Source organism: Leifsonia sp. KNZ13-11D, assembly GCF_056754895.1.
The window spans coordinates 2,877,694-2,889,673 of sequence record NZ_JBPGWU010000001.1 but is presented as its reverse complement, the minus strand read 5'-3'; the positions used below and the strand labels follow the sequence as shown (position 1 = coordinate 2,889,673).

At 72.0% G+C, this 11,980-nt stretch carries 7 protein-coding genes; 4 read left to right on the top strand and 3 right to left on the bottom strand.

From position 1 onward, the window contains the following. Window positions 1-116: 116 nt before the first annotated feature. Window positions 117-1,196 carry a glycosyltransferase family 2 protein gene (locus tag ACR9Y5_RS14270; RefSeq protein ID WP_481298559.1) on the bottom strand — a complete coding sequence of 360 codons (1,080 nt, stop codon included), beginning with the start codon at window positions 1,194-1,196 and terminating at the stop codon, window positions 117-119. A gap of 66 nt (window positions 1,197-1,262) precedes the next feature. On the opposite strand from ACR9Y5_RS14270, the gene ACR9Y5_RS14265 reads away from it, so the two are divergent. Both ACR9Y5_RS14265 and ACR9Y5_RS14260 read left to right on the top strand, forming a co-directional pair. Then, window positions 1,263-4,196, top strand: coding sequence for a rhamnosyltransferase WsaF family glycosyltransferase (locus ACR9Y5_RS14265; protein ID WP_481298558.1), 2,934 nt, complete (start codon window positions 1,263-1,265; stop codon window positions 4,194-4,196). A 96-nt stretch (window positions 4,197-4,292) separates the two neighbouring features. Further along, window positions 4,293-5,441 (top strand): acyltransferase family protein, encoded by a 1,149-nt coding sequence (locus ACR9Y5_RS14260; RefSeq protein ID WP_481299588.1) that lies wholly within the window; start codon window positions 4,293-4,295, stop codon window positions 5,439-5,441. A 10-nt stretch (window positions 5,442-5,451) separates the two neighbouring features. Here the strand turns inward: ACR9Y5_RS14260 and ACR9Y5_RS14255 are convergent, their stop codons facing one another. Beyond that, window positions 5,452-6,807, bottom strand: coding sequence for a hypothetical protein (locus tag ACR9Y5_RS14255; protein ID WP_481298557.1), 1,356 nt, complete (start codon window positions 6,805-6,807; stop codon window positions 5,452-5,454). 133 nt (window positions 6,808-6,940) lie between these two features. On the opposite strand from ACR9Y5_RS14255, the gene ACR9Y5_RS14250 reads away from it, so the two are divergent. Beyond that, window positions 6,941-9,418, top strand: a complete 2,478-nt coding sequence (locus tag ACR9Y5_RS14250) for a glycosyltransferase (RefSeq protein WP_481298556.1) — start codon at window positions 6,941-6,943, stop codon at window positions 9,416-9,418. Beyond that, a complete protein-coding gene (locus ACR9Y5_RS14245) occupies window positions 9,415-10,428 on the top strand; it encodes a glycosyltransferase family 2 protein (RefSeq protein ID WP_481298555.1) in 1,014 nt (337 codons plus the stop codon). Before ACR9Y5_RS14250 ends, ACR9Y5_RS14245 begins: the two co-directional genes overlap by 4 nt. On the opposite strand, the gene ACR9Y5_RS14240 is transcribed toward ACR9Y5_RS14245, so the two are convergent. Next, a complete protein-coding gene (locus ACR9Y5_RS14240) occupies window positions 10,313-11,959 on the bottom strand; it encodes a DUF2142 domain-containing protein (protein WP_481298554.1) in 1,647 nt (548 codons plus the stop codon). The two genes, ACR9Y5_RS14245 and ACR9Y5_RS14240, sit on opposite strands and share 116 nt — an antisense overlap. Window positions 11,960-11,980 lie beyond the last annotated feature (21 nt).

The window sequence follows — 11,980 nt, the reverse complement described above, 5'->3', positions numbered from 1 at the left end:
TCTCGCCCGCGTACGGGTAAGCGCCGAGCACGAAAGCCGCTCAGGAGGTTACCACCGCTACCGGAGAACTCGGTGTGCGCGGCGGCGCCGTCCGCGCCCCGCGGCTGTGCGGACTCTCAGTGCCGCCCCGGCAGCAGGCGCGCCGCCCCGTCGGCGAGACGCACCACCCGGCGCGAGCGGAGGCTCCCGAGCTGCTCGTGCAGGGAACGGATCTCCTCATGCGCCGCGTGCAGCTCCGCCTCGGCGCGGGCGCGGCCGTCCTGGGCCTCGGCGACGCGGCGGTCGAGGTCGGCGAGCGCGAGCCCGATGGCGCGGTCGACCGGCTCGGTCACGCCGTCGACCGGGCGGTCGGCGACGGGGGAGGGCACGCGATCGGCGATCCGCGTGTCGAGGACGTACTCGCCCGCGGCGACGCCCGCCTCGAGCTCCTCGGAGTCGGGATGGCGGCAGAGATAGAGGGGATAGAGGACCCCGGCCTGCAGCCGACGGTAGTCGCGCATCCCGTGATGGTTGGGGCTCGGGGTCAGGTCGGAGTTCTCGTACGCGGTGCCCGCGTTGCGGACCTTGCGGCTGTACTGCTCCCACGAACGCCACGGGAAGTGGAGCACTTCGACCTCATGACCGGCCGGAACCGGCCCGCGGTTCTCGAGGCTGACGAAGTGGTTGCCCTGCACGACCTCGACCGACGGGTCGCCGATGTGCACGGCGTCGTGGGTGGCGTGCGCCTTGAGTCCCACCCGGTGCAGGGCCGGGGTGTCGCGGAGGTCGCGGTGGACCAGTCGCTGCAGGCCGGTGCCGGCGAGCGCGGCCGGCCCGATCATGTCGTGCACGGGGACGTCGAACGCCTGGATCTGCTTCGGGATGCCCGCGAACGCCTCCGCGAGGGTGAGACCGTCGGCGCGCGGCAGCCAGAACTCGTCGGCGTCCGCGTTGATCACCCAGTCCGCGCCGTGATCGGTCGCGGCCTCCCTTGCCATCCGGGTCACCGTCTGCGCCTGCTGCTTGCGGTGCTCGGGGTCGTGGTGGAGCACGATCCTGCCGTCCGAGGCGTACGACTCGAGCAGTTCGGCGGTGCCGTCGACCGAGCCGTTGTCCGTCACGATGATCGTGTCGACGCCCTGCGCGAGGTGGTGGTCGATCATCGCGCCGACGATGTCGGCCTCGTCGCGCACCATCACGGTCATCGCTAGTCTCACGGGCACCAGTCTAGGCGGGCGGTTCAGGGGCCCCGCCCGGCTAGACTTGCCCGGATGAACCCGAGGATGAGCGACGCACAGCGGGCGCTCGGCCGTCTGTTCCCCGCGGAGACGGGGCCGGGGAAGGTGCTTCGCGCTGGCAAAGAGGCCGCGCGCGCCTTCCGGACCGAGCTGCGCCCTCCCGCGCCCGAGACCCGGCCGCAGCACCGTGGCCCCGGCCTCACGGACTACGCCGAATGGCGCGCGCAGCAGCCGCCCTTCGAGGCACTGCCCGCGGGACCGGCCACCACCTTCCTGGTGATCGTGGAGACGACCGGTGCGGCCGACGAGAAGGAGCAGGCGTGCGTCCGTGCCACGGAGGAGAGCATCCGGGGACAGGTCGCCCTGCAGCCGCGGACGCTGGTCCTGCCCACCGGAACGCCCCTGCGCGCGGTGCTGCCGGACGCGCCCGAGGACTTCGTCCTCTTCCTGAAGGCCGGTTCCGTGCTCGATCCGCATGCGCTGGAGCAGGTCGCGAAGGAGCACCGGGTCGACCCGGTCCGCCGGGTGATCGGCTTCGACTCGGACCGCGTGACCGCCGGCGGCACCCGCGTGTCCCCGCTGTTCCGGCCGGTGTGGTCGCCGGAGACGATGCTCGGAGCCAACTATCTGGAGCGGGCGTTCGCCATCCGGACGGCCGACGCCCGGGCCGTGTCCGGGCTGACCCTCGACGACCACGGGATCTGGCGGCTGCTCCTCCGCTCGGATCTCAGCGACGCGTCCGTCGGCCGCGTGCCGCACGTCCTCCTCTCCGTGCCGGACGCGCCGGAGGCTCCGGCGACGGACGCCGACGCGCAGATGGTCGCGCGCGCACTGCGGGACCGGGGCGAGGAGGCCACCGCCGAGGTCGCGGACGGCATCGTCCGCGTGCGCTTCCAGCCGGAGGTGTGGCCGACCGTCTCCATCGTCGTGCCGACACGGCATGGCCGCGCCAACCTGGAGCGCCTCCTGCCCAGCCTCGCGGAGACCGACTACCCCGCGTTCGACGTCACGGTCGTCGACAACGGCGGCGAGACCGACGAGAACGAGGCCTGGTACGCCGCCCTCGACCCGGGCATCCCGGTGCGGCACGTCTGGTGGCACGAGGAGCCGTTCAACTACTCCCGCGTCAACACCGTCACGGCGCGCGGGACCTCCGGCGAGGTGCTCGTGTTCCTCAACGACGACACCGAGATCGTCGACGCCGGCTGGCTGCGCGAGCTGGTCGGGATGCTGCACCGCGAGGGCGTCGGGACGGTCGGGTTCCAGCACCGGACGGGCGACGGCGTCGTGCAGCACGGCGGCGTGATGATCGGCCCGGGCGGTTTCGCGGCCAACCTGTTCACCGGGATGCACCCGGACGACGGCTCTCTGATCGGACCGGTCCGCTGGTACCGCGACTCGCTGGCGGTCACCGCGGCGTGCGTCGGCATCCGCCGGGACCTGTTCGAGGAGGTCGGCGGGTTCGACGAGCGATTCCAGCTGACGGGGAGCGACGTGGTGCTCGGGCTGGACCAGATCATCCGCGGCCGGCGGAACGTAGTCATCCCGTTCGACGCGGTCCGTCACTTCGAGTCGCTGACGCGCGGGCCGCACGCCCCGCGCTCGGACTCCTTCGCCAGCTACTGGCGCTACCAGCCCTGGCTCGCCGCCGGCGACCCGTACGTCTCGCCGAACGTCTGCCGGCTGGTCGAGGTGCCGCGTTTCGCGGCGGTGGACGACCCGTCACCGCTCGAGCTGACCATGGCGGGCCTCGGGCGGCCGTGGAAGTCGGACGCCCAGCAGTCCACCATCTCCGAGGACGCCACCGCGCTGCTGCCGCTGGCCTCGATCACCGCCGAGGAGGTCGAACGGGTCGTCGAGACGCACCGGACGACTGTCGGCCGCCGCGAGGTCCGGACGATCAACTGGCTGCTCCCCGGATTCGACCTGCCGTTCTTCGGCGGCATCAACACCACGCTGCGCATCGCCGACAAGCTGGCGCGGGAGCACGGGGTGGTGAACCGCTTCCTCGTCAACGGTCACCCGGCGCACGAGTTCTACGAGTCGGCGATCGTCGCCGCGTTCCCGGGACTCGCCGGGTCCGAGGTGGGCAACTACTACGGAACGGACGAGGGCCTGGCCGCGATCCCGCCAGCCGACGCCGCCATCGCCACCTTCTGGCTGACCGCACGGGATGTGGCCAAGACGCCGGGCACGCCGCGCAAGTTCTACCTGATCCAGGATTACGAGCCGTCGTTCTACCCGGCCAGCTCGCTGTTCGCGATGACGGAGCAGACGTACCGCCTCGGGCTGTACGGCATCTGCAACACGCGGAGCATGCACGACATCTACGCCGGCGGGTACGGCGGCACGGCGATGTGGTTCGAGCCGGCCGTGGACCGCGCCGTCTTCCACGCGGACGGGCGCCCGGAGCGGGCCGACGACGATCCGGTGACGATCTTCGCGTACGCTCGCGACCACTTCCGCAACTGCTGGGAGATCGTCTACGCGGCCCTCAGCGAGATCAAGCGGAGGTACGGCGACCGGGTCCGCATCGTGGCGGCCGGGGCGAAGTACCTGCCGCCCAGCGCCGACTTCATCGACCTCGGTCTGCTCGACTACCGCGCCACCGGCCGTCTGTACCGGGAGACCGATATCGGCATCACCCTGCAGATCTCGCGGCATCCGTCGTATCTGCCGCTGGAACTCATGGCCAGCGGCGTAGCGATGGTCGTCCCCGAATCGCCGTGGTTCCGCTGGCTGTTCCAGCCCGGCGAGAACGCGCGGACGACGATGATGACGTACGAGGAGGTCGTCGCGGCCCTCGACGAGCTCGTGCGGGATGCGGAGACCCGCCGGCGCATCGCGGCCGCGGGGACGGCGACGATCGACGACCGGCACTCGGACTGGGATGCGGCCCTCGACGGGATCTACGACTTCCTCTGCGACCCCGGCGGCAACGCGGTGCCGACGCAGGCGCCGTCCTGGGTGGCGCCCTAGGACGTTCCGGACGAGACGGGATGCGCGCGGTGTCGCGGCCTCGGAGGAAATGCAGGTATCGTGTTCGCTCGTCACCCCGCCCTCTGAGAGGTCCTCATCCGCAACCGTGAGCTCGACGCCCTCCGCGGCCTCGCCGCGGTGTCCGTGCTGCTCTACCACGTGCTGGCACTGAACTGGTCGACCCTGCAGGACGGCGTCTACCTGAAGCCGGCGGCGAACCCGATCGCGAACCTCCTCATCTTCTCGCCGCTGCACGTCGCGTGGCTGGGCGCCGAGGCGGTCTTCCTCTTCTTCATCCTCTCCGGATTCGTGCTCACCAAGGCGGCCATGCGGCCGGACTTCTCCTACCCGGCGTACTACCCGTCCCGGATCGTCCGGCTCTACGGGCCCGTCCTGGCGGCGATCGTGCTCGCCTGGCTGTCGTACACGCTGATCCCGCACACGGTCGCGGCGGGCACCCCGCCGACGGTCGCAGCGCTCCCCGCCTCGTACCCGGTGCTCGACATCATCCACGACGCGACGCTGCTCGGCGGGACGTCGAACGCGATCGGCACCCTGTGGTCGCTGCAGTGGGAGGTCGTGTTCTCGCTCGCCCTCCCGGCATACCTCTACGTGGTGCGACGGCACCCGGTGGCGGCGACCGTCATCGCGGCCATCGCGTGCGTCGTCGGCTGGATCAACACCGACCCCGCCACCAGCTACCTGCCCATGTTCTTCTTCGGCGCGCTCCTGGCGCAGCACTGGGACCGGGTCGCCGCCGCCTTCCGCTTCCTGCGCGCCGGACGATGGTGGTCCCACGCGGCCGGCGTCGTGCTCACGCTCGCGGCCGTCACGGGCATGACCTCCTTCTTCGTGCTGGGCCGTCCGCTCCAGGAGCACGGCATCCCGGCGCGCGTCGCGACCCTCCCGCTGGTCCTCGCGGGGATCGTCCTCCTGATCGTCGTCGGCACCCAGTGGCGTCCGCTCAGCCGGGTGCTGACGACGCGGGTGCTCCTGTTCCTGGGGACCATCTCGTTCAGCCTGTACCTGGTGCACCGCCCGCTGATGATCTCGGTCGCCTTCCTGATGGGCACCGGGCCCCTTCCGGCGCTGGTCGCGATCGTGCTCGCGCTCGCGGTCGCCACCGGGTTCTACTTCGCGGCCGAACGGCCGCTGCATCGGCTGTCGCAGCGCATCGCGCGCTCGGTGCGCGCGGACGAGGCCCGCCGGGCGTCGGCTCGCGACCTGGTCGACGCGCGCGACTGAGCGGCCTCGCTCAGCCGGCCGGTACGATCAGCGACGCGACGTAGACCACGACGCCGAGCCCGGTGAGGATGCCCAGCGGCACGCGTCGCTTCGGGAACAGCAGGGCCGCGCAGGCCAGCGAGAACGGCAGCAGCGAGATGCCGTAACGGGACGGCAGCGGGAACGGGTAGGTGCCGAGCGACAGCTTGGTGACGATGGTGAGCACCGGCGCCGAGACGACGACGGCGACGAACGTGGCGAGCGCGAGCGCCGCGCGGCGGCGGCCCCAGCGTGCGACGATCAGCAGCCCGAGGACGCCCGCGATCGCCAGCCAGGTCGTCACCAGCTGGATGAGCAGGCCGGGCGCGCGCATCACGGTGCCCGTGTCGCCGACCCCCGAGGCCGCGCCGCCGAGGAACGATCCCGCCTGCGAGACGAGCTGGGTGATGCTGAGCGGCGGCGGTGGCGCATCCAGTGCTGGGGCGGGGCCGACCGCCACAGCGGAGCGGACCGCGAGCCAGGCCAGCTGCACGGCGAACGCGGCCACCACGCCGATGATCGCCGAGAGCGTGCGCCGATCGCGGAACGTCGCACCGATCCAGCTCCATCGTCCGGAGCGCGCACGGTAGGCGGGGACGACCGCCCGGATCACGAGGAAGATGGCGGCGGCGGCGACAGCTGCCAGGTTCTGCACCTTCAACAGGGTGACGAAGGCGGCGCCCAACGAGAACCAGAGGATGCCGCGGCCGCGCGCATCCACCAGCGTGGCCAGGAAGAGCATGAGGGCGCCGGCGGGAAGGGCCGTCGCATCGGTGCTGAGGTACGTGTTGGACCAGTACGCGGGCAGCGAGCCGACGATCAGCAGCGTGGCGCCGAACGCGGCCGGCGTCGGGAGGCGCAGCCGCCGCAGGGCGTAGAACATGAGCAGCGCCGCGGCCGCCAGCCACAGAGCGCCGACGAAGCGCCCGGCGTCGGTCAGGTCCACGCCGAACCAGGTGAGCGGCTGCGCGAGCACCCAGGTGATGACGAAGTACGCGGGGCTGTAGATGTCGGCGGAGGTCTTCCCGTCGATCGGGAAACGCGAGTCGTCGGACGCGACCGAGCGCGAGCAGCGGTCGTCCGGGGACGGCGCCAGCAGCCGCAGGCCGCGGCAGCCGAGCTGCGTGCGCGCGTACTCGCCGGCCTCCTCGCCGCGGTGCACGAGGCCCTGCGTCGGCACCTTGGCGAGGTAGTCGACGTACTGGTACTCGTCGATCGGCGACAGCGTCTTGTGCTGCGGCACGTGCACGATGCCGACGAGCAGCGATGCGATGACGAGGAGGACGGGGGCCAGGAGCGGCCGCCAGTTCAGCCGGCGGCTCGACACGACGGCGGGGGCAGAGCTCATGGTTGCGGGGCCTCACAGGACGGCGGTCGGACGACCCGACCAGCCTACCGGGAGCCGATCGGAGGTCGCGCTCCGACGGCCCACCGGAGCCAATTGGTAGGCTGGCGGGCGGATCCGCCAGGGAAAGGACCCCATGCCCACCACGCGCCCCGGAGTCGTCTCGGTCGTCCTCGTGAACTTCCGAGGCACCGACGACACGCTCACCGCCATCGATCATCTCGGCAGGCTCGACTGGCCCGCCGACCGGCTGGAGATCGTGGTCGTCGAGAACGCCTCGGGCGACGACAGCGCCGAGCGCATCCGGCGGGAAGCGCCGCACGTCGTGCTCATCGAGTCGAAGGCGAACCTCGGTTTCGCCGGAGGCTGCAACCTCGGCGTCCGTTCCGCGTCCGGCGAGTACGTGGCGTTCCTCAACAACGACGCCAAGCCCGACGCCGCGTGGGTGCGTGCCGCGGTCGAGCGCTTCGAGTCGAGTTCGCGCGTGGGCGCCGTGGCCAGCCGCGTCCTCGACTGGGACGGCGAGAAGGTCGACTACATCGGCTCCGCGATGACGTGGTTCGGGCAGGGGTACAAGCCGCTCACCGCGCAGCCCGTTCCGTCGACGCCCGACGTCCCCAAGGACGTCCTGTTCGGCACCGGCTCGGCGATGTTCGTGCGCCGCTCCGTCTACGAGGCGCTCGGCGGCTTCGACGAGCGCTTCTTCATGTTCTTCGAGGACGTGGACCTCGGCTGGCGGCTCAACCTGGCGGGTCACCGGTTCGTCTACGAGCCCGCCTCGCTCGCCTTCCACAAGCACCACGCGTCGATGTCGTCGTTCGGCGCCTTCAAGGAGAGCTACCTGCTGGAGCGCAACGCGCTCTTCACCCAGTACAAGAACCTCGGCGACGAGGCGCTGGCGACCGCGCTTCCCGCGACGCTCGCACTGACCATCCGGCGCGGTGTGGCCAAGGGCGGCCTCGACTCCACCGAGTTCGACCTCCGGAAGGGCGGCTCGAACGATCCGACCATGGAGATCGACAAGGAGACGGTGGCGGCGGTCTACGCCGTCGACCAGTTCGTCGAGCACCTGCCGGGGCTGGCGGCCGACCGCGAGCGCATCCAGAGCACCCGGGTCGTGGCCGACAGCCGCATCTGGTCGCTCTTCGGCGAGACGGACGCGCCCTCGTACACCGACGAGCACTACCTCGAGGGATACGACAAGCTCGCGACCGCCTTCCCGGTGACCGAGCGGCCGGCGGTGACGCGCGTGCTCGTGATCACCGGGGACCCGATCGGCGCCAAGATGGCCGGGCCGGCCATCCGCGCCTGGAGCATGGCCGAGGCGCTGGCGAAGGACAACGTGGTGACCCTGGTGTCGCTCGCGGGCGTCGAGCCGGTGTCGGCGCCGTTCGACGTCGTGCACGTGAGGCCGGGCGACGACCGGGCGATGCGCGCGCTGGAGCGCGAGAGCGACGTCATCGTCTTCCAGGGGCTCGCCATGGCGCTCTTCGAGAGCCTGCGCAAGACCGACAGGATCATCGTCGCCGACGTCTACGACCCGATGCACCTGGAGCAGCTCGAGCAGGGCAAGGAGCTGGGCCGGGCGCAGTGGGACAAGCAGGTCCTGGACGCGACCGATGTGCTCAACGAGCAGCTGGAGCGCGGCGACTTCTTCCTCTGCGCGTCCGAGCGGCAGCGGCACTTCTACCTGGGACAGCTGGCCGCCCTCGGCCGCATCAACCCGGCGAACTACGATGACGACCCCGACCTCGACCGGCTGATCGACGTGGTGCCCTTCGGGCTGTCGGAGACGCCGCCCGCACACGAGCGCGACGTGCTCAAGGGCGTCCTCCCCGGCATCGGCGCGGACGACAAGCTGCTGCTCTGGAGCGGCGGCCTCTACAACTGGTTCGACCCGAAGTCGCTGATCGAAGCGGTCGCCCGGCTGTCCGAGACGCACGACGACGTCCGGCTGTTCTTCCAGGGCACCAAGCATCCGCACCCGGGCGTCCCGGAGATGGGCATCGTGGCGGAGTCCCGCCAGCTCGCCCGAGACCTCGGCGTGCTCGACCGCGCCGTGTTCTTCAACAGCTCGTGGGTCGACTACGCCGACCGGCAGAACTACCTCACCGAGGCGGACGCGGGCGTCAGCACGCACTTCTCGCACGTCGAGACGACGTTCTCCTTCCGCACGCGCATCCTGGACTACCTCTGGGCGGGCCTGCCGATGGTGGTGACCGAGGGCGACCACTTCGCGCAGCTGGTCGAGGAGGAGAAGCTGGGCGTCGTCGTGCCCTCCGGCGACGTGGATGCGCTGGTCGCGGCGCTCGAGACCGTGCTGTACGACGAGAAGTTCATCCGCACCGCCAAGCGCAACGTCGCCCGCGTCCGCCAGCGCTACTTCTGGGGCGTCGTGCTGGCCCCGCTGGTGCGCTTCGTGGCCGACCCGCGTCACGCCGCCGACCTGATCGCACGCGGCGTCGTCGGCTCGGGTGCGCCGGCTCGCCGGACGACGACGCGGCGCAAGAAGCACGGCGTACGGCACGACGTCGGCCTGTTCTTCCACTACCTCCGCAACGGCGGCCCGACCGTGGTGGCGAAGAAGATCCGGAGCCGGCTGGGGCGGCGGTGAGCGAGCCGCAGCCCGCGGGCGCCGCTCCCGCGATCTCCGTCGCGCTCTGCACGCACAACGGCGCGCGCTTCATCCGGCGCCAGCTGGCGGGGATCCTCGCGCAGACGCTTCCCCCGGCGCAGCTCGTCATCTCGGACGACGCGTCCGTCGACGACACCATGGCGATCGTCGAGCAGGAGCTCGCGGCACACCGCGCGTCGGGCGCGCCCGTGCCCGTCGTCGTCCTGCTGCGGAACGCATCCCCGCTCGGGGTGACGGCCAACTTCGAGCAGGCGCTGCGCGCGTGCGACGGTGCCCTGATCGCGCTGAGCGACCAGGACGACGAGTGGGAGCCGGACAAGCTGGAGCGGATGGCCGCGTACTTCGCCTCCCGTCCCGGGCTGGGCTTCCTGCACACGGACGCCACGCTGATTGACGACGACAGCCGGCCGGCGGGCGGCACCCTGTTCGGGGTGCTCGAGGTGAACGACGAGGAGCGGGCGGCTGTGCATTCTGGCCGCGCCTTCGACGTCTTCGTGCGGCGCAACCTCGCCACAGGTGCGACCGCCATGGTGAGCGCCGACCTGCTGGCCGCGGCACTGCCGTTTCCCGCCGAGTGGGTGCACGACGAGTGGCTCGCGATCCAGGCGGCAGCGCGCGACCGGCTCGACCTCAGCGAGCGCCCGCTGACGCGCTACCGGCGCCACGACGAGAACCAGATCGGAGCCGGCGACCCGACGCTGCGGCACAAGGTCGGTCGCGTGCTGGGCCGCCGGGGCGAGAGGAACCGTCAGCTCGCGGTGCGCTCCCGGCTGCTCGCCGACCGGCTGGCGGCGGCGGACGGCGTGCCCGGCGAGCACCGCGCGCTCGCCGAGGAGAAGGCCGAGTTCGAGGCGGCCCGGGCGGCGTTCCCGGCTAGTCGACCGGCGCGGGCACTGCCGGTGCTGCGTCTCGCCCGCCGCGGGCAGTATCCGCGGCTGGCCAGCCGGGGGTGGCTGGACGTGCTGCGGGATCTGCTGCAACCAGCGTGATCCGTGTCGCCCCGGCGTCGCGCGGAACGGCGCGCAGCAACAGCAGTGCGGCGGCCGCGTACGCGAGGGTCGCGACGATCAGCACGGTCACGACCCCGCCGGGCGGTTGCCACGCCGGGGAGCCCAACAGGAAGGTCTTCAGCGACCCCTGCGAGCCGACGGCGTAGCGCCGCAGCACGCTCCCGAACGCCCAGAGCTGCCCGACGACGGCGCCTCCGACGATGAGGATGCGCACCCGCGCCCACGCCTGCCGGGAGCGGAACGCGTCGTCGTCGACCAGCGCGGCGAGCCCCACGATGAGGCACAGGAAGAGTGGGAGGTTGTAGCGGCCCTGCCAGATCATCCCGCCGCCGTGGATGTAGACCGCCTGGACGAGAGCGGGCAGCAGCAGGAAGCCGCCGGCCAGCACGGCGGCGGCGAGCAGCCGCCGGCCGCGGAGCACGAGGAGCGCCCCCACCGCGAGGGCGCCGACGGCGACGCCCCACCCGTAGAGCACGGCGTCGGGCGCCGGGGTGTCGAGCCACCCGAAGAGGCCGACGAGACCCTGCGAGTAGCCGACCGTGCCGAGCAGGACGCGCTGGAACCCGGTGACCGGCGACGCTCCCACCCCCGGGAACTGCAGGGCATCGTCCGGATGCGCGATCGCGTTCGCCAGCGAATTCGTCGACAGCGTCCATCCCACCGCCGCGATGGTGCCGAGCGCCACCGTCGCCACGGCGACGAGCACGGCCGGTCGCCTCAGCAGCCGGCGCACGGTGCCGCCACCGGTGAGCAGCAGCGGGACGACCAGGGCGGCGAGAACCCAGAGCGGGGAGAGCCCGCGCGCGTTCACAGCCACCACCGCCGAGACGGCCACGACCGCGGAGCGGGAACGCAGCAGGGCCGGGTCGGGGGAGAGGGTGATGGCGAGCATCCCGCAGAACACCGCGAGCACGGCCGTCGCCTCCACCGCGCTCGGATTCACGGTGCCGCTCAGGAACAGCAGCATGGGGGTCGCCGCGACGGCGAAGGCGAGCAGCGGGAGCCGCCGTTGCCGCATCGTCGAGACGACCGCGAACGCCAGGGCCGCGAAGAGGGCGGAGAGCACGGCACTCGCGATGCGCATGGCGGTGAGCCCGGCGGAGTCGTGGAAGATCAGGGACGGCCAGCCCACCAGGGCGTAGTAGAGCGGGTTGTACAGTCCGGCGGAGGTCGGGGCGACGACGGTCGCGGCCGGGTCCTCGCCGGCGGGCAGCGGGCACGCCGCCGGGACCTCCGGGTGGAAGGCGAAGCACGTCGTGCGGTGGGCGTCCGCGACGTACTGCGGAACATGCACGAGGTTGCCCCAGGCGGACGGCGGACCGAACAGCTCGCCGCGGACGACGCTGGCCGCGCGGACGATGTGCGCGGGCTCGTCGGGGGAGGCGGAGGGCGGCGTCGCCCACGCCCACACGGCGCCGAGGAGGGCGAACACGGCCCAGGCGGCCAGGAAGGCGCGCAGCGGGCGACGCCGGGAGGGCCGCACGAGCGCGACGATCCGACCAGGGAGCACGGCCACACCCTAGCGGACGGC

Bases quoted from the DNA above. Each gene is read 5' to 3' on its own strand.
- ACR9Y5_RS14265 (WP_481298558.1), top strand. From the start codon at position 1,263: ATGAGCGACGCACAGCGGGCGCTCGGCCGTCTGTTCCCCGCGGAGACG.
- ACR9Y5_RS14255 (WP_481298557.1), bottom strand. From the start codon at position 6,807: ATGAGCTCTGCCCCCGCCGTCGTGTCGAGCCGCCGGCTGAACTGGCGG.
- ACR9Y5_RS14250 (WP_481298556.1), top strand. From the start codon at position 6,941: ATGCCCACCACGCGCCCCGGAGTCGTCTCGGTCGTCCTCGTGAACTTC.